General features: G+C 73.7%; 16 protein-coding genes and 2 pseudogenes. 11 read left to right on the forward strand and 7 right to left on the reverse strand.

Annotated features, from left to right (window positions below):
- Positions 1 to 155: 155 nt before the first annotated feature.
- From BX266_RS02430 to mscL, 4 genes are all read left to right on the forward strand, one after another.
- A complete protein-coding gene (locus tag BX266_RS02430) occupies positions 156 to 806 on the forward strand; it encodes a DedA family protein (RefSeq protein ID WP_099897275.1) in 651 nt (216 codons plus the stop codon).
- Complete coding sequence (locus BX266_RS02435) at positions 803 to 1,420, forward strand: phosphatase PAP2 family protein (protein ID WP_259464496.1); 618 nt, start codon at positions 803 to 805, stop codon at positions 1,418 to 1,420. The genes BX266_RS02430 and BX266_RS02435 overlap by 4 nt, the downstream gene beginning before the upstream one ends.
- A complete protein-coding gene (locus BX266_RS02440; protein ID WP_143686847.1) occupies positions 1,405 to 2,082 on the forward strand; it encodes a phosphatase PAP2 family protein in 678 nt (225 codons plus the stop codon). Before BX266_RS02435 ends, BX266_RS02440 begins: the two co-directional genes overlap by 16 nt.
- 360 nt (positions 2,083 to 2,442) lie before the next feature.
- Positions 2,443 to 2,862 (forward strand): large conductance mechanosensitive channel protein MscL, encoded by a 420-nt coding sequence (gene mscL / locus BX266_RS02445; protein ID WP_099897277.1) that lies wholly within the window; start codon positions 2,443 to 2,445, stop codon positions 2,860 to 2,862.
- 78 nt (positions 2,863 to 2,940) lie between these two features.
- Here the strand turns inward: mscL and BX266_RS41110 are convergent.
- Both BX266_RS41110 and BX266_RS41115 read right to left on the reverse strand, forming a co-directional pair.
- A pseudogene (locus BX266_RS41110) lies at positions 2,941 to 3,663 on the reverse strand (putative Ig domain-containing protein); the annotation flags it as partial.
- Positions 3,664 to 3,867: 204 nt separating this feature from the next.
- A pseudogene (locus BX266_RS41115) lies at positions 3,868 to 4,485 on the reverse strand (serine protease); the annotation flags it as partial.
- A gap of 342 nt (positions 4,486 to 4,827) precedes the next feature.
- Between BX266_RS41115 and BX266_RS02455 the strand changes: the two are divergent.
- Positions 4,828 to 6,057 (forward strand): PP2C family protein-serine/threonine phosphatase, encoded by a 1,230-nt coding sequence (locus tag BX266_RS02455; protein ID WP_099897279.1) that lies wholly within the window; start codon positions 4,828 to 4,830, stop codon positions 6,055 to 6,057.
- An 18-nt stretch (positions 6,058 to 6,075) separates the two neighbouring features.
- Here the strand turns inward: BX266_RS02455 and BX266_RS02460 are convergent, their stop codons facing one another.
- Complete coding sequence (locus BX266_RS02460) at positions 6,076 to 7,212, reverse strand: glutamate--cysteine ligase (protein WP_099897280.1); 1,137 nt, start codon at positions 7,210 to 7,212, stop codon at positions 6,076 to 6,078.
- Between the two features lie 116 nt (positions 7,213 to 7,328).
- On the opposite strand from BX266_RS02460, the gene galE reads away from it, so the two are divergent.
- The 4 genes from galE to BX266_RS02480 all read left to right on the forward strand — a co-directional run bounded on the left by galE (position 7,329) and on the right by BX266_RS02480 (position 9,986).
- Positions 7,329 to 8,288: a UDP-glucose 4-epimerase GalE gene (galE, locus tag BX266_RS02465; protein ID WP_099897281.1), complete on the forward strand. Its 960-nt coding sequence runs from the start codon at positions 7,329 to 7,331 to the stop codon at positions 8,286 to 8,288.
- A 173-nt stretch (positions 8,289 to 8,461) separates the two neighbouring features.
- Positions 8,462 to 9,400: a hypothetical protein gene (locus BX266_RS02470; protein WP_099897282.1), complete on the forward strand. Its 939-nt coding sequence runs from the start codon at positions 8,462 to 8,464 to the stop codon at positions 9,398 to 9,400.
- A gap of 134 nt (positions 9,401 to 9,534) precedes the next feature.
- Entirely contained in the window at positions 9,535 to 9,729 is a 195-nt protein-coding gene (locus BX266_RS38320; protein WP_099897283.1) for a hypothetical protein, read from the forward strand.
- A 35-nt stretch (positions 9,730 to 9,764) separates the two neighbouring features.
- On the forward strand, positions 9,765 to 9,986 hold the full coding sequence (locus BX266_RS02480; protein WP_099897284.1) for a DUF6480 family protein: 222 nt from the start codon (positions 9,765 to 9,767) through the stop codon (positions 9,984 to 9,986).
- 30 nt (positions 9,987 to 10,016) lie between these two features.
- Here the strand turns inward: BX266_RS02480 and BX266_RS02485 are convergent, their stop codons facing one another.
- The 3 genes from BX266_RS02485 to BX266_RS02495 form a co-directional block, all read right to left on the reverse strand.
- Complete coding sequence (locus tag BX266_RS02485; protein ID WP_099897285.1) at positions 10,017 to 10,928, reverse strand: 2-hydroxyacid dehydrogenase; 912 nt, start codon at positions 10,926 to 10,928, stop codon at positions 10,017 to 10,019.
- Between the two features lie 61 nt (positions 10,929 to 10,989).
- Complete coding sequence (locus BX266_RS02490) at positions 10,990 to 11,307, reverse strand: UBP-type zinc finger domain-containing protein (RefSeq protein ID WP_099897286.1); 318 nt, start codon at positions 11,305 to 11,307, stop codon at positions 10,990 to 10,992.
- A gap of 9 nt (positions 11,308 to 11,316) precedes the next feature.
- Positions 11,317 to 11,886 carry a GNAT family N-acetyltransferase gene (locus BX266_RS02495; RefSeq protein WP_099897287.1) on the reverse strand — a complete coding sequence of 190 codons (570 nt, stop codon included), beginning with the start codon at positions 11,884 to 11,886 and terminating at the stop codon, positions 11,317 to 11,319.
- A gap of 1,252 nt (positions 11,887 to 13,138) precedes the next feature.
- Here BX266_RS02495 and BX266_RS02510 point away from each other — a divergent pair.
- Complete coding sequence (locus tag BX266_RS02510; RefSeq protein WP_099897289.1) at positions 13,139 to 14,401, forward strand: PD40 domain-containing protein; 1,263 nt, start codon at positions 13,139 to 13,141, stop codon at positions 14,399 to 14,401.
- Positions 14,402 to 14,417: 16 nt separating this feature from the next.
- Here BX266_RS02510 and BX266_RS02515 read toward each other — a convergent pair whose 3' ends face one another.
- Complete coding sequence (locus tag BX266_RS02515; protein ID WP_099897290.1) at positions 14,418 to 16,106, reverse strand: DUF885 domain-containing protein; 1,689 nt, start codon at positions 16,104 to 16,106, stop codon at positions 14,418 to 14,420.
- A 431-nt stretch (positions 16,107 to 16,537) separates the two neighbouring features.
- On the opposite strand from BX266_RS02515, the gene BX266_RS02520 reads away from it, so the two are divergent.
- Positions 16,538 to 17,635 (forward strand): sugar ABC transporter substrate-binding protein, encoded by a 1,098-nt coding sequence (locus tag BX266_RS02520; RefSeq protein ID WP_099897291.1) that lies wholly within the window; start codon positions 16,538 to 16,540, stop codon positions 17,633 to 17,635.
- The last annotated feature ends 48 nt before the right edge of the window (positions 17,636 to 17,683 follow it).

Consider the following 17,683-nt stretch of genomic DNA (forward strand, 5'->3'; position numbering starts at 1 on the left):
CCCGTGGGAGCTGAAGGCGTCTTCAGGTCTTCAGCAACCCTTCAGCGCCGCTCGGCCATGCTGGTCACGTCGGCGGGAACCGGGCGCGGCCCGGCCGAACCTGCGGCTGCACGAGCAGGCCTCGGCGGCAACCACCTCCTCGGAAAGGCGCTTCCATGGTGCTCTCCTCGGCGGCCCTGCTGGCCGTCAATCCGCTCGACGCCGGCTCGCTGCTGGCCGCGTTCGGCGCCCTGGGCATCGCGGTGGTCATGTTCGCCGAGACCGGCCTGCTGGTGGGCTTCTTCCTGCCGGGTGACTCCTTGCTGTTCACCGCGGGCCTGCTGTGCACCACCGGCGCGCACAGCGGGCCGCACCTGAACCTCGGCCAGGTGCTGGCCGCGGCCGTGGTCGGCGCCCTCGCCGGCGCGCAGACCGGCTACCTGCTCGGCCGGCGCGGCGGGCGGACCCTGCTCGCCCGCTCCCGCAACAAGCGGTTGCACGAGGGGGCGCTCCGGGCGGAGGAGATCCTGAACCGCTACGGCCACGCGAAGGCCGTCGTGCTCGCCCGCTTCGTGCCGATCGTGCGCACCGTCCTCAACCCGCTCGCGGGCGCCCTCGGCGTCAGCGCCCGGACCTTCACCGTGTGGCAGGTCGTCGGCGGGCTGGGGTGGACGGTGGGCCTGGTCCTCGCCGGGTACGCGCTGGGTTCCTCCGTCCCGAACGTCGACCACTACCTGCTGCCGATCGTGGCCGCCGTGGTCGTGGTCTCGCTGCTCCCCCTCGCCCTGGAGCTGCGGCGCTCCCGCCGCCAGGCCGGGGCGCGGTGACGGCGGCCGTGCACGGGCTCGCGCTGGACGGGCGGCCGGTCGACGGCGGCCTGTACCTGCGGGTCGAACGCTGGGCCCAGCACCTGCCCGCCCTCCCCCGGCACCTGATCGGCGCCTCGTCCGCCGTGCTGCTGGCCGGGCTCGCGGCGCTGCTGCTCGCGGGCTGGTGGAGGTCCCGCCGGTCCGACAGCGCGACGATGGCGCGGGCGCTGGCGGCCCCGGCGGCGATCACCGCCGCGTTCGCCGCGGACACCCTGCTGAAGTCGGTGCTCCGTGAGCCGCGCCCGTGCCAGGTCCTGGACGCCGGGCGGACGTTGGAGACCTGCCCGGCGGTCGGCGACTGGTCGCTGCCGAGCAACCACACCGTGATCGTCTTCGCCGGCGCCGCGGTGCTCCTGCACGTGACCCGGCGTCTGGGGGTGCTCGCGCTGGTCCTGGCGGTGGTGATGGGCGCCTCCCGGGTGCTGGTCGGCGTCCACTACCCGCACGACGTCCTGCTCGGCGCGGTGGTGGGCCTGGCCGCCGGTCAGGTGCTGGCGCTGCTGGCGAGCCGGGCCGCTCCGCTGGTCGACCGGGCCCGCGGGGGAAGGCTGCGCAGATGTCTGACCGCTTGACCGCCCGGCCCGCCGCGCTCGCGGCGCTCGGGTGCGGCGTCGCCTTCGCCGTGCTCGCCGCCGTGCTGGCGGCCCACGGCTGGGCGCCGTTCGGATTCGAGCGCGCCGCCGTCTCCTGGTGTGTCGCGCACCGGCCACCGGCCGCGCGGACGGTGGCCACGGCGGTGACGGCGCTCGGCACCGGCGTCTTCCCGTACCTGCTCGCGCTGGCCGCCGGCGCCTGGGCGGCGCGGGCCGCCCGCCCGCTCGCCCCGGCCCGGACCGCCGCCGCGATCGTGCTCGCCCCGGTGGCCTGGTTGGCGGCGGGACAGCTCGTCCGCCAGGCGCTGGTGCACGGTTTCGGGCGGCCCCGTCCTCCGGTCACGGACTGGGCGTTCACCGCCTCCGGGTTCGCCTTCCCGTCCGGCCACGCCTTCACCTCCGCCCTCTCGGCCGGCCTCCTCGCCCTCTCCGTCGCCCGTACCCGCCCGGGCCGGGCCCGCGCCGCGACCGCGGCCGCGCTGGCGTTCGGGGGTGTGATCGGCCTCAGCCGGATCTACCTCGGTGTCCACTGGCCCCTGGACGTGGTCGGCGGCTGGCTCCTGGCGGCCGCCTGGCTCGCCCTCGGGGTCCGCGTTCTGGACCGGCGCCAGCCCCCCGCCCGGGCTCGCGCAGACACCTGAGGACGCGCGAGACCGGCGTGCCCCGGGCGGATCGACCAACCTTCGGCGGACCGCCGTCCACGTTCTGCGCCGGCCCGGGCACCGCGATGGCCATCCGAATGAGTCGCCCGGTCCCAATGTCTGACGGACCGTCATTGTCCTTTGTCGGTGCGACATTTCGTCGGAACCATGCCCCTCTCGCTGGCGCCGGCCCGCTGGGGCCACGTGCACGGCCTGTCCGGCAACCGGGACCGCGACCCGGCCGACGGCACTCCTGCGACGCCGCGGACGGATTGCACCGTGCATGCGGGCGGGCGGACCGGGCACCCGGCTTGCGTGCGGCCCGTACGGGCGCGGTCGAACGGGAGGGATGGGGCGTCGATGAAGGGTTTCCGTGGTTTCGTCCTGCGGGGCAACGTGGTCGACCTGGCCGTGGGCGTGGTGATCGGAGCGGCGTTCTCGGGTGTCGTCACCGCGCTGGTCCGTGCCTTCCTCACCCCGCTGGTCGGCGTGGCGACCGGCGCGGCGGGCGACTTCAGCCACCGGACCGTGACGGTCCATCACGTGGAGTTCCCGTACGGCGGGTTCGTCGACGCCGCGATCACTCTCCTCCTCACCGCGCTGGTGCTGTACTTCCTGGTCGTCCTGCCGTTCAACAAGCTGCACGAGCGCTTCGCCCCGCACCAGGACGTCCAGGCGCCCAAGCGGGACTGCCCCGAGTGCCTGTCCGCGGTTCCCGCCCAGGCGGGCCGGTGCGCGTTCTGCACCGCCGAGCTCCTCCCGACGTCCGGCCCGCAGTGACCCGGCCGCAGTGACCGGGCCGGACGTGCCGGGGCCCGGCAGCCGGAGCGGCTGCCGGGCCCGGTCCCTGAGGGTGGGTCAGCCGGTCTGGACGGCGGTGTCGTCGATCACGAAGGAGGTCTGCAGCGAGGAGTCCTCGACCGCGTTGAACTTCACCGTGACGCTCTGGCCCGCGTACGAGGACAGGTCGATGGTCTTCTGCGCGTAGCCGGTGGCGGCGTTCACGTTCGAGTAGGAGGCCACCGAGGTGCCGTTGACGGTGACGGTGAGCTTGTCGTACGCGGTGCTGCCGGTCTCGGCGGTGTCGATGTGCAGCCAGTAGCTCAGCGTCGCCTTGCAGCCGGCCGGGATGGTGACGGTCTGCGAGATGCTGTCGGTGTGGGCGGAGCCGTAGCCGTCCATCCAGGCCTTCCAGGAACCGCCGTGGGCGGCCTCGGAGGAGGAGTTGTCGACCACGCCGGAGGTGGCGGTCCAGGGGCTGGCGGTGCCGGTCTCGAAGCCGGGGTTGCCGAGCAGGTTGGTCGGGGTGCAGCTGCCCTGGCTCGTGGTGACCGTCCAGGAGAAGGTGGTGGAGGCGGTCTTGTTGGCCGCGTCCTTGACGGTGACGGTCACCGAGGAGCCGCCCGCGGTGGTGACGGTGCCGGTGATCTTGCCGGTGGAGGCGTTGATCGACAGGCCGGCGGGCAGGCCGGTGGCCGAGTAGCTGAGCGGCGCGGTGCCGCCGGAGGCCGCGATCTGCAGGCTGACCGCGCCGTTCACCGCGGTGGACTGGTTACCGGGGTTGGTCACCGACACGGCCGCGCCGGCCGGCTTGGTCAGCAGGCAGCCGCTGACGTTGAGGTCGATGGCCCGGCCGGTGCCCAGGCAGGTGGTGAACCAGTAGGTCTCCTCACCGTAGCTCTGGCCCTTGGTGACGCTCGTGGTGCCGTCCGCGGCCACCTCGCACGGGTTGTTCAGGGTGCACATCGCGCCGTCGTCGTTGCCGGTGTTGTTGATGCCGACGACCTTCCTGCTGGCCGCGTCGACGATCGGCGAGCCGGAGGTGCCGTGGGTGGTGTTGCACCCGCTGCTGTAGCGCAGCGAGTCGTGCCAGGTCCACTGGTCCTCGCGCAGGGTGCCGACGAACCCGTTGACCGAGCAGTTCCACACCTGCTTCCAGTACGAGGACGGTATGTACATCGAGGACCCGTCGACGGGATGGGTGTCGCTGATCGTCAGCGCCGTCGCCCCGTACTTGGAGGTGATGGCGGCGAAGGTGTCGGTGAGCTGGTAGAGCGCGACGTCGGTGCCGGTCATCGTCGCGTACAGCACCTTGTCGGCCTGGACGGTGCCGAGCGAGGTGCCGGCGGAGTTGAGCAGCGTGCCGCTGCGGGTGGAGCTCACGTTCTGGATGACCTCACCGGCCGCCGGCATGGTCGGCAGGCAGTGGCCGTTGGTCAGCATCATCGCCCGGTCGGTGTCCACCGAGCTCGGGTAACGCACCAGCGAGGCGGAGCAGTTGCTCAGCGCGATGGTGGAGGTCAGGTCGCCGGCCTGGACGGCGTGCGCGGGGGCGGCGCCGAAGGTCAGGGCGCCCGCGACGACCGTGCCCGCGCCGAGCGCGGCGGCGAATCTCTTGAACATGGCTCTCCTTGTGGGGGATTGCAGGCGTGCGACCGGTTTGGCGCACGCCCGCGCCGCACGAAAGTGCCATGGTCACTTCAATTTGGTCAACCGTCTCGACGGAACTCGCACCCGAAAGTCTTCCCCCGGATCGTCACCCTGACGTAGCGTCAAAATCATTTCCGGCTGCTCCCGTTGGCGTCGACGCGCACGCCGGAGGTCCCGGCGCCGGGCAGCCGCGCGGCTCCCGCCCGGCGGAAACCCGGCGCGCCGGGAACACCACGGCGGGCCGCGGGCGGCGCTCGCGCCTATCGTGGGAAGCACCCCCCCGATCGGGAACCGGCGGCGTACGGCAGGTGGATCGTGAGCGGACCCGTCATCGACTACCGGACCGTCTTCCAGGCCCTGCCGAGCGCGGTCGCGCTGCTCACCCCCGACCTGGTGTTCGCCGACGCGAACGAGGCGTACCTGGTGCTGTCCGGGCGCGACCGGGCGCAGGTGCTGGGCCGCTTCCTGTTCGACGTGTTCCCGGACAACCCCCACGACCCCGACCCCTCGGGCGTGCGCAACCTGCACGCCTCGCTCCGGCGGGTCGCGGCCACCGGCGAGCGGGACACCATGGCCCTGCAGCGCTACGACGTGGAGGATCCCGACCGCCCCGGGGTGTGGCGGGAGCGCTACTGGAGCCCGGTCAACGTCCCCGTGCTCGGCCCGGACGGCGAGGTGCGGCTCATCGCGCACCGGGTCGAGGAGGTCACCGAGCTGATCAAGGCCGGCGGCGCCCCCGACAGCGACCGGGGACGGGTCCTGGAGGCCGAGCTGTTCGGCCGGGCCCGCGAGCTGCAGGACGTCAACGAGCGACTGCGCCGGGCCCACGCCCGCGAACGCGAGGTGGCCCTGCACCTGCAGGCCGCGATGCTGCCCGCGCCGCGCCCGCTGGGCCACCACCGGGCGGCCGTGCGGTACCGGCCCGCCGCCGGGGCGCTGAACGTCTGCGGCGACTGGTACGACCTGGTCGACCTGCCCGACGACGGGCGCACCGCCGTGGCCGTGGGCGACGTGGTCGGGCACGGGCTGCGCGCCGCCGGGGTGATGGGCCAGCTGCGCAGTGCCCTGTCGGCCGCCTCGCGGGTCGCCGTCGGCCCGGCCCAGGCCCTGGAGGTGCTCGACCGGTACGCCCGTTCCGTGGACGGTGCGGAGAACACCACCGCCGTGTCGGTCTACATCGACTGGGACGACCGCGCCCTCGCCTACAGCAGCGCCGGGCACCCGCCGCCCGCCCTGTGCGGGCCGGACGGCACCGTCGCCTTCCTGGACCGGGCCACCGACCCCCCGCTGGGCGCCCGCCCCGAGTACGCGGGCCGTCCCCAGTCACGGACGGCGTTCACGGAGGGCTCCGTCCTGGTCCTGTACACCGACGGCCTGGTCGAGCGCCGCCGCGAGGACATCGACACCGGGCTCTCCCGGCTGGCCCGCTCGCTGGCCCGCCACCGCCGCGCCGACCCCGGCCCCCTGGCCGACGCCCTGCTCGCCGACCTCGTCCCCGCCACCGGGCTCACCGACGACACCGCCCTGGTCGTGCTGCGCCTCTGACCGGCCGAACCGGCGGGATCACGGGACGGGGGCGCCCTCCGGGTCGGGCCGGGCGCCGTCGGCCGCGGCGGTCAGCAGGTCGAGCAGCGCGGTCCGCCCGCCGCTGCGCAGTTCGCGGCGCTGGCGGACCGCGCCGTTGCCCTCGGTGAGCAGGCGCTTCAGCAGGGGTTCGACCAGCGCGGTGTCGCCGTTGCGGTCCAGCGCCGGGCCGAGGGTGTCCAGTACGCGGTCCATGACGGCCGGCGGGGAGTCCAGCGCGCCGGTGTGCGGGTCGTAGAGCCGCTCGGTGCAGCCGTGCCGGGCCGCGTACCAGACGGCGGCGGCCAGTTCCTCCGGATGGCGGGGCGCCGGGTGCGCGGCGGGGCGGCCGCTGCCGCTGCCGCCGAGCAGGGTCGCGGCGATCGCCCGGACCAGCCCGGCCAGCATGACGGCCTCGTCGACGCGCAGCTGGACGTCCATGGCGCGGATCTCCACGGTGGGGTAGCGCTCCGACAGCCTGGCCTGCCAGTAGAGCTGGCCGAGGTCGGCGATCAGCCCGCGGTCGACCAGCGCCCGGATCCGGGCGTCGTAGTCGGCGGCGCCGTCGAACAGCGGGGGCACCCCGCTGACCGGCCACCGGCTGAAGACCACCGTCCGCCAGTCGGCGAAGCCGGTGTCGGTGCCTTCCCACATCGGCGAGTTGGCGGACAGCGCGACGATCAGCGGCAGCCAGGGGCGCAGCCCGTTGAGGACGGCGACGCCCGCCTCGCGGTCCGGCACCCCGACGTGCACGTGCATGCCGGTGATCAGCTGTTCGTCCGTCAACTGCCGGGCGTCCGCGCGGATGGCGCGGTACCGGGGGGTGTCGCTGACCGGCACCGCCAGGCGGTCGGCGAACGGTGCGGCGCCGCAGGCCGCCAGGCGGCACCCGTGGGTGGCGGCGGCGGCCGCGAGGGCTCCGCGCAGCCGCTCCAGGTGGGCGCCCACGTCGTCGAGCGTCTCGCAGACCGGGGTGGCCACCTCCAACTGGGCTTGCAGCAGTTCGCGCTGCACTTCGGACCCGTCGATCGTCGCCTGCAGGTCCGCCGCCTTCCGGACCTGCTCGGCCCGGGCCACCGGCACGCCGGTGGCGGCGTCCAGCAGCAGGTACTCCTCTTCCACACCCACAGTCACCATGGGCGACGGCTACCCCCCACCGGAGCATCAAACCAAACATCTCTCGATGTTGACTTGAGTTCGTTTCTGTTGAATGATCCTGGCGTCGGGGAGTTCGAGTGGAGGGTGTCGAGGGCATGAGCAAGTATCTGGTCACGGGCGGGGCCGGCTACGTGGGAAGCGTGGTGGCGGCGCACCTGTTGGAGGCCGGTCACCGGGTCACGGTGCTGGACGACCTGTCGACCGGGTTCGCGGTGGGTGTGCCGGACGGTGCGGAGTTCGTGCGGGGCCGGATCCAGGACGCGGCGGAGGTGCTCGACTCCTCGTACGAGGGGGTGCTGCACTTCGCGGCGTCCTCGCAGGTCGGCGAGTCGGTGGCGGACCCGGAGAAGTACTGGCGCAACAACGTGGCGGGTTCGCTCGAACTGGTGACGGCGATGCGCAAGGCGGGGGTCGGCACGCTGGTGTTCTCCTCGACGGCCGCGGTGTACGGGGAGCCGGAGGAGGTGCCGATCAAGGAGACCGCCCGGACGGCGCCGACCAGCGCCTACGGGTCCACCAAGCTGGCGGTGGACCACCTGATCACCTCGGAGGCGATCGCGCACGGGCTGGCCGCGGTGAGCCTGCGCTACTTCAACGTGGCCGGGGCGTACGGCCGTTACGGCGAGCGCCACGACCCGGAGTCGCACCTGATCCCGCTGGTGTTCCAGGCCGCGCTCGGGCAGCGCCCGCACATCGCGGTGTTCGGCGAGGACTACCCGACCCCGGACGGCACCTGCATCCGCGACTACATCCACATCGCCGACCTGGCCCAGGCGCACCTGCTGGCGCTGAGCGCCGCGAAGCCCGGCGAGCACCTGATCTGCAACCTCGGCAACGGCACCGGCTTCTCGGTGCGCGAGGTGATCGAGTCCGTGAAGCGGGTCACCGGCCGGGAGATCCCGGTGCAGATCGCCGACCGCCGCCCGGGCGACCCCGCGGTCCTGGTCGCCGCCGCCGACCGCGCCCGCGAGGCCCTCGGCTGGGAGCCCGAGCGCCCCGAACTCGACCGGATCGTCGCCGACGCCTGGGAGTTCACCCTCGCCCACCGCGCCTGACCGGCCCACCCCCCGTACCCGACCCCGAACTCGACTCCGACCCGACCGGCCGACTCCCGACCGGACCTGAGCCGGGTCGGGGTCGAGCGGCATTCTCCGGGCGGCAGGGGGGAGACGGGGGGCACGCGTGCCGAACGCGTTGCCCGCTGCTTCCGTCCCTGGGGGTAACTCCCGTGCCCGTCCACTCCCGTCTCGCCGTTCTCGGTGCCGGCACCGTCCTGGGCACCGCCCTCGCTCTCGGCGCCGCCGCTCCCGCCCTGGCCTGCGACGAAGGACCGACCGCGACCGCCACCCCGGCCCCGACGTCGCCCACCGCCCCCGGCTCCCCCTCGGCGTCCGCGTCCGCGCCCGCCGCCGAGGCGACGCCGAGCGCTTCGGTGGCGATCCTGTCCCCCGGAGAACGGACGGTGGTCGCCGGCGGCGCCCCGGTCGAGTTCACCGCGGAGGTCCGCAACACCGGCGCCACCGTCCTCACCGGCGCGGCTCCGCTGCCCGCCTTCCGGAACGACGCCGCCCGAGGGTCGCACGAGACCCTGGGCGCCGATGACTTGCTGCTCCAGGTGGCGACTCCCGCAGGCTGGACATCCCTGCCGCTGACCGTCGACTGCGACCGTTCGCTGCGCGGTGTCGCCTCGCCGGCCGCGGACATGGCGCCGGGCGACAGCACCCGGTACACCTTCCGCCTCACCGTGACCGCCACGACGGCACAGCAGGTGGACGTCAGGCTCGGTCTCCGGTCCGGCGCAGCGGACAGTTTCGAGGACGCCCCGCACGCCACCTTCCGGATCGGCCACCCGGCCACCCCCGCCGCCGAGGAGCCTGCCGCCGCGGAACCGGCCCCGACGGACGGGGCCACGGCCGGGTCCGGGTCGACGCCCCGCACCGAGGTGCTCGGCGCCGCCCCCGCCCCCGGGGGGAGCGACGCCACCACTCCCCCGGCCACCACCACCGGCCCCGGCCCGGCCCGCTCCGCCGCGGCCCAGAGCCTGTCGGCCCCCGCCGCCGACGGGCGGCCGCCGACCTCCCTGCTGGTCAGCGGCGTGGTCCTGGTGGCCCTCGGCGCCGCCGGTTTCGCCCTCGCCCTCACCCACCGGCCGGCCCGGCACCGCTGACGACCCGTCAACCCGCGCGGCCCCGGTCCGCGGCGCCGCGGACCGGGCCGATGGTTGGACCCAGCGAGCCTGGGCACGCGCGGGATCGACGGACCCACCGAGAACGGACCCACCAAGCACCGAGGAGCGCAGCCGTGAACGACATCCCGCAGGGCGGCGCCGGAGGCGTCCCTCCGCTCCGCCAGGTCGATGACGAGCCCACCCCGAACGAGCAGCCGAACGGCGAACCGCCCGACGCCGACCATCCCGAACGGCAGGAGCACGGTTCCGCCGTCACCGCCGAACCGGGCCGGGCCCGCCGCCTCGACGCCGACCCGGACGACCGGTAGCCCTTCGTTCCCACCCACGCCCACCAGGAGGAGCCATGGCGACTCCGGACCCCGATCCGCTCCACACCCCAGGACTGAACGCCGATCACACGCTCAAAGGCGGTGACACCCCGCCCGCCGAGGGCGGGATCTCCGGGATCTCCCACCCCGAGCCACCCGAGCTCCGCCACCCGTGGGGGCCCCGCCTTCTCATCACCCTCACCGTCGTGCTGCTCTGCCTGGTGATCGCGGCTGTGGTGCTCGGCCTGGTTCTCTGATCACGCCGTCCGACGGGCGCCGCGGCCGGGTCACCGACCGGTGGCGAGAGGGTCCCCGTTCTCGTAACGCAGGACCTGCTCGCGCAGCAGGCGCTTGGCGCGCGGCAGGAACGCGCTGCTCGGACCGCCGACGTGAGGAGTGATCAACACGCCGGGTGCGTGCCAGAGCGGGTGGTCGGCGGGCAGCGGTTCCGGGTCGGTGACGTCGAGGGCGGCCCGCAGGCGCTGCGTGGCGAGTTCCGCGAGCAGCGCCTCGGTGTCGACGACGGGCCCGCGCGCCACGTTGACGAGCAGGGCGCCGTTCTTCATCCGGGAGAGGAAGTTCGCGTCGACCAGGTGTCGGCTCTCGGGGGTGAGCGGCGTCAACAGCACGACCACGTCGGCGGACGGCAGCAGCTCCGCCAACTCCTGCGTGCTGTGCACCTGTTCCTCGGGGCGGGCGCGCCGGGCGACCCGGACGATCTCGCACTCGAAGGCCTCCAGGCGGGCCGCGAGGGCCCGGCCGATCGAGCCGTATCCGAGGATGAGCACCCTCCGGTCGGCGAGCGACGGGTGGAACTCCTGCTGCCAGCGGCCCTGGTCCTGCAGCCGGGTGAAGTGCGGGATGCCGCGCAGCGAGGCGAGGATCAGCGTCACCGCCAGTTCGGCGGTGCTGGCGTCGTGCAGTCCGCGCGCGTTGCACGCGAGGACGCCGGCCGGCACGTGCGGGAGGACGTCGTCCATCCCGGCGGTGAGGGTCTGCACCACCCTCAGCGACGGCAGGTCCGCGATCAGCGGGAGGGCCACGGCGTGCCGCATGTAGGGCAGGCAGAAGAACTCCACCCCGCGGACCGCGTCCTGCGAGGGCGCCGGCCCGACCCCGTCCCACACCAGCGCGTGGAGGTGCGCGGGCAGCCCGCCGATGTCGTCGGGGCTGTACGGGAGGAGGTATCGCGCGCTCATGACCCCGACCCTACGGCCTCCGACCCGGCCGCAGGCCACGGCCCCGGGCGGGTCGTCGCGGTCAGCAGGGGTGCAGGTAGAGCTCGTCGGTGTAGCACCAGGCCCAGGCCTCGCCGGGTTCGAGGGAGCGGGCGAGGTGGTGACCGGCGGTGGTCCGGGCGTGCGCGTGGGCGTGCTGCCCCGGCGAGTCGTCGCAGCAGCCGACGTGCCCGCAGACCAGGCAGGCCCGCAGGTGGACCCACCTGCCGCCGTCCCGCAGGCAGTCCTCGCAGCCGGTGCTCCGCGGGAGCACCTCGCGGAGGCCGTCCGCGTGGCCGCAGACCCGTTGGACGACGAGTCCGCGGTCCACCGCCACGCACCATTCGTGCCGATCGTCCACGGCACCACGTTACGCCTGCGGGTCGCCGCGCCGTGCGGACGCCGTCACCGGAACGCACTCCATGAGCAGCCGGCTCCCCTGCCGGCCCACCGGGCGGAAGCCCGCTCTGGTCCAGGCGCGGACGGCGCGGGAGTTGGACGCCTCCGGGTCGACGGTCACGCGGCTCCAGCCGAGCACCGTGTGCAGGTGCCGGACGAGGGCGCGGGCGGCATCGGGGCCGAGGCCGCTCCCCTGCGCCTGCGGAACGAGAACCAGGTCGATGCCGCCCTGACCAGGGCCCGCGGGTACGTACTGGACGTAGCCGATCGGGACGGTGTCGACGGTGACCAGGAAGGACTCCACGGCGGGACGACGCCTGCCGGTGTACTTCCGGGCGACCTCCTCCCGGCTGAGCGGCTGCCCGCCCCAGTGCCGGACGAACGCGGGATCGGCGAACCAGCCGGCGAGCAGCGGCAGATGCTCCTCGCCGACCGGGAGGAGTCGGGTCCGCTCACCCGCGATGACACCCTCCGCCGCAGCCAGGCTGGAACCTTTCCGGAGCGCATCGGAGCGAGCTTCGCGGCGCGGACCCCCACTCATGGCGCCGCCGGTGCTCTCGCGGACGGTGGGCGTGGCGGCGACACCGTGGGCGCCGCGGCGCCCGCGGATCCGGCGATGTTCGCGATGGTCACCGAGCCGGGCCCATCGCCCACCGCGCCGCGCCCCTCCGCCGTCGGCTCCCCCCCTGGTCCGTCACGTCCGCCCGTCCTCACCGATTGCCTCGCGTGTCCCCGCCGCTGACCGGGCCGACCGGTGCGCCCCGCGGGCGGCCGCCTACCCGGGGTCCGCCGGGCCGCGGTTGTCCTCGACGTGCACGACCCGCAGTTCGACCCCGTCCTGATGCCGCTTGGCCCGTCCGCACAGTCCGACGGCCAGGTCGTCCTGGCCTGGGGGTTCCTCGGCCTCGACGTGCGTCAGAACGTCCGGGTGGTGCCCCGGCTTCCTCGGCGAGGTCGCCGCCGGGGGCGGTCAGGACCACGCAGGTGCCGTGTTCGAACAGCGCCCACGACTTTCCGGGGTCGGCGAGAAGGCGTCTCCAGACGCCGACGAGTGTCTCCGTGTTCACGGCGCGCATGGTGCCTCCCCCCACTGACATCCGCTTCCGGTGACCTACCCTCTCCAGGTGCAGGAGAGACTCCCGACGGCAGCTGGCACCTGAAGACCCGGGCAGTCCGACCTGAGACGCGATGACGGCCGTGCTCACGGGAGACGAGCCGGACTGACCGGGCCGCCCGAGCGACCGCGCCCGCCCCGCTCCGGCAGCCGGGAACTTCCCTGCACCGTCCTCCCGTGCAACGAGCCTCCTCGAACGAACCGGTCGGCGCGCCGACCCACCGGCCCCCGGCTCTCCACCGAGTTCCTGCGGATCCGGAACCGCTCCGGCCGGTCGGTTCCCGCGCCCATGATGCTCGTGATCCGCCACGAGGTGCTGCGCGAGTGGAACTACGACCTGGGCCAGGACCCGTGGGCCGCAGCGCCTTCCTCGAAATCGCCCCGTCCATCCCGGCATTGATCGATTCCCGTGCCCTCGCCGACGCGGCGGCCCGATGCTTCGGGGATGTCGGTGAGACCGTCGAGCCGCTGGGCGAGTGCGAAGTCGTCGACTCCGAGTGGACGCGGTCCCAGCTGGAGACGACGGGACCGGCGGGCCTTCGTCTGGAGCCGAGGTGACTCCGGCCGGCGCCGGGTCGAGCAGGCCGCCGCCGGAGCAGATCGACCGCGGTGGTCGGGAGATCGTTGATCTTCCCTATACTCACGGGGTTCTGACGAAGCTTCCGACGGGGGAACGGTCATGAAGTTGACGCATCGGGCGTACGCCTTCGCGGCGGCTGCGGCGCTCGCACTGCCGCTGGTGGCGGGCTGCACCGGCAGCAGCGGCGGTGCGGCCGGGACGGCGCCGTCGTCGAGCGGCGGGTCGGCGGCCGGCCAGGACGCCGCCGGCGGAAGCGCCGGCGATGCGACGTTCCGCGGCAAGGACCTGGTGCTCAGCGCGGGTTGCACGGTGCCGGCGTCCCGGCCGGCCACGGTGTGGGTCCAGGGCTTCGACCCGGCCACCTGGAAGAAGGTCGCCTCGGTGGAGTTCACGCTGCCCGCGCAGGCGGTGCTCGGCAAGCGGGACGGGGAGGAACTGAGCGCGCTCTACTCGCTGTGCGCGGAGAACCTGCCGCACGAGGAGCCGGACGGCGGTTTGGCCGTGTCCGACCTGGCGTTCGGGCCGCGGGTCCGGCAGCTGTTCGACCGCGACTTCAGCAAGCTCGCCGTGGTCACCGCCGACGACCGGACGGGCGCCCGCCACGTCGGATACGTCGACCGTGCGGGCAAGTTCACCGATCTCACCGGTGACGACAACGGCTTCGCCGCCACCCCGAAGGAACAGGACGCGCTGTTCGCCCCCGACGGCGGGAGCGTCTGGTTCACCCACCTCGACGCCGCCGGCCAGCAGCACGTCGCCAGCCGCTCCACCTCCGGCGCCCACCAGCTCACCGAGCAGTGGTCCGGCGAGAGGCCCGCCACGCTCGGCACCGTCCTGCTGCTCGGCGGCTCCCCGCTGCGCGGCGTCCTCGGCAGCAGCCCGCGCTTCAGCCCGGACGGCACGCGGGTCGCCGACTTCGTGTACGGGAGCGGCCGGGGCATCTCCCCCGTCGCGGCGAGCGGCCCGCTCCCGGCGAAGGACGTCGTCCACCTCCCCGACTACGAGTGCCAGCCGTCCGGTTGGGTCGACAACCACACCCTCCTGTGCGCGCACCGCGAGTCGGGCGCCCCCGCCAAGCACCTCAACAACTTCTGGACCGTCGACGTCGACCGGCTCCGCCCCGAGGAATCGGCCACCCCCACGGACGGCGCGGGCCCCGACCTGCTCCCGGTGACCGACCGTCAGAACCTGCCCCTCGCCGTCTCGCCGGACGGCAAGCGCCTGCTCTTCCGCTCCGTCCAGGGCAAGGTCGAGCAGCCGTACGTCACCGCCCTCGCCCCCGGCTCCCAGCCCCAGCAGATCACCCCCGAGGACGCCGCCACCGCGCTCGGCTACGGCGACGTCGTCCTCGAGTGGCGCTGACCGCCGAGAGCCGGGGCTAGAGCGCGGCGAGGTTGTCGGCCAGGTCGTCGAGGCCCAGGGAGCCCTGGGAGAGGGCCTTCATGTGCCAGGTCTTGAGGTCGAAGGAGGCTCCCTGGCGGCGGCGGGCGGCTTCCCGGCCCGCCAGCCAGGCGCGTTCGCCGAGCTTGTAGCCGATGGCCTGGCCCGGCCAGCCGAGGTAGCGGTCGATCTGTCCGGTCCGCTCCTCGGCCGGGGTGCCGTTGTACCGGGCCATGAACTCGGTGGCGAGCTCCGGCGTCCAGCGCTCTCCGGGGTGGAAGCCCGAGTCGGCGGGGATGGCGAGGCGCAGGTGCATGCCGATGTCGATGATCACCCGGATGGTGCGCAGCATCTGCTCGTCCAGGAAGCCCATCCGGTGGCCGGGTTCGGCGAAGTACCCCAGGTCGTCCATGAGGCGCTCGGCGTACAGGGCCCAGCCCTCGATGTTGGCGCTCACTATGCCCAGGGTGGCCTGGTAGCGGCTCAACCGGTCGGCCACGGCGACCCATTGGGCGAGTTGCAGGTGGTGGCCGGGGACGCCCTCGTGGTACCAGGTGCTGACCAGTTGCCAGGTCGGGAAGGACTGCCGGCCGAGCGTGGGGAGGTACGTCCGGCCGGGGCGGACGAAGTCCAGGCTGGGGCCGGAGTAGTAGGGTCCGCCGACGCTTCCCGCGGGTGCGATCCGTGACTCGACCTTGCGGAGCGGGCCGGTGATGTCGAAGTGGCGGCCGTCGAGGGCTTCGATCGCCTCGTCCATGAGCCGCTGCAGCCAGTCCCGGATGCCCGCCTCGCCCTCGACGGCGTGGCCGTGCTGTTCGAGGTGGTGCATGGCTTCGAGCGGGGCGGAGCCGGGCAGGACGCGGGCGGCCTCCGCCCGCATCTCGGCCTGCGTCCGGTGGAATTCGCTCCAGGCCCAGTCGTAGGCCTCGTCCAGGTCGAGGGCGGCGCCGGTGCAGTGCCGGACGGCGCGCAGGTAGCGTTCGCGCCCGACCGCGTCCGGGGTGTCGGCGGCGGCGGGCGCGTAGGCGTCCCGCAGCCAGTCCCGGAACTCCGCGACGGCGGTGGTGGCCCGCAGGGCGGCGGCGTCCAGTTCGGTGCGCATGGACTCGGGGCCGTCCGCGACGAACTCGGCGAACCAGCCGGCGCCGCCCGCCTGCGCCCCGGGGCCCTGTCCGGTCCACGCGGTGAGCTGGCCGACGACCACCGCCACCTGGCGCGGAGCGGCCAGCAGGTCTCGGGAGATCCCCTCGGTCAGGGTGGCCCGGTAGCCGTCGAGCGCACCGGGCAGGTTCCGCAGCCTTCCGGCCACGGCCGCCCAGTCGTCGCCGGTGGCGGTCGGCATGTAGGAGAAGATGTCCCGCACCTGGTGCACATGAGCGCCGATCGCCCGCAGCTGGCGGAGGTTGTCACCGGCTTCCTGCACGGCGAGTTCGGCGGTGAGGCGCTCGCGCAGCAGCCGGGCGCAGGCCTGTTCGGCGGGGTCGGCCGTCACCGGGGCGGCGTCGAGCGCGGCGAGCGCGCGGCGGGCGATCTCGGCGTGTGCCTCGAATCCGTCCGGTGAGAGGTCCGGCTGCCGGTCGTCGCCCGGGTGCAGGCCCAACCAGGCGGACTCCAACGGGTCGTGGGCCGCGACCTGGTCGAGGTAGCGGTCGGCGATGCTGCGCGGAGTGATCGACTCGTCTGTCATGCCGCCATCATGACTCACCGTCAGACGCATCGATCATGCTACGGGCCCACCCGGAATCCGCTCGGGCCGGTGCAGCTCTGCGGCGGCGAACACGGCCCGGCGGGGCGGACGCGGGGGCCCGGCCGTGGCAGCACGGCACAGCACGTCGCGGACCGGCGCGGGACCTGACACCCCGGCGCCGGAGCGATCGCGAGGCGCCGCCACCGCCGGAACGGTTGGCGCGCGGACGGGCTCCGGTGACTCGATCGTTACCCGCGCGCGTCGCCGCAGGGGCTTGGCGGGCCCCACCCCAAGCCGTATGTTGTCGCAGGCAACAATCAGGCACGCGCCGGCGGTCGGATGCTTCCCCGCTTCGTGTCCGCGTCCTTCCGCCTTCTCCCCACCCACGCACGTCCGGCGCAGGTCGGACACGCCCCGAAAGGACCCTGCCCATGCGCAAGGGGCTCCTGTTCGCCACCGCCGCCGTGTCGGCGGCCCTGCTCTCCACCGTCACCGCCTGCTCCTCCACGAGCTCCGGCGGCACCGCCTCGGCGGGCGCCAAGAAGCCGAAGATCGGCGTGATCCTGCCGGACAGCAAGTCGTCCGTCCGCTGGGAGACCGCGGACCGGCCGTACCTCGCGGCGGCGTTCAAGGCCGCCGGCGTGGACTACGACATCCAGAACGCCGAGGGCGACAAGCAGGCCTTCCAGACCATCGCCGACCAGATGATCACCAACGGCGTGAACGTGCTGGTCATCGTCAACCTGGACAGCGGCACCGGCAAGGCCGTGCTCGACAAGGCCAAGGCCCAGGGCGTGGCCACCATCGACTACGACCGGCTCACCCTCGGCGGCTCCGCCCAGTACTACGTCAGCTTCGACAACACCCAGGTCGGCAAGCTGCAGGGCGAGGGCCTGACGAAGTGTCTGAGCGACATGGGCGCCAAGAACCCGGTCGTCGCCGAGCTCAACGGCTCCCCCACGGACAACAACGCCACCCTGTTCGCCAACGGGTACAACAGCGTGCTGGACCCGAAGTACGCCTCCGGCGAGTTCACCAAGGGCCCCAACCAGTCGGTGCCCGACTGGGACAACGCCCAGGCCCAGACCATCTTCGAGCAGATGTACACCAGCCAGCCGAACATCGGCGGCGTGCTCGCGGCCAACGACGGCCTGGCCAACTCGGCCATCGCCGTGCTGCGCAAGAACCACCGCAACGGGCAGGTGCCGATCACCGGTCAGGACGCCACCGTGCAGGGCCTGCAGAGCATCCTGGCGGGCGACCAGTGCATGACCGTCTACAAGGCGGTGAAGAAGGAGGCCGACGCGGCGTCGGCCCTGGCCGTCGAACTGGCCGCCGGCAAGAAGAGCCAGACCAGCGCCACCGTGCACGACCCGACCGGCAACCGCGACGTCCCCTCGGTGCTGCTGGCGCCCGAGGCGATCTTCAAGGACAACGTCCAGGCGGTCGTCACCGACGGCTACGTCACCAGGGCGCAGCTGTGCACCGGCGACTACGAGGCCCTGTGCACCAAGGCCGGGATCAAGTAGCGCGCACGCGCCCGGTCGTACCCGTGGGCCCCGGCCACCGCCGGTCCG

This window comes from Streptomyces sp. TLI_171 (assembly GCF_003610255.1).
GTDB lineage: Bacteria > Actinomycetota > Actinomycetes > Streptomycetales > Streptomycetaceae > Kitasatospora.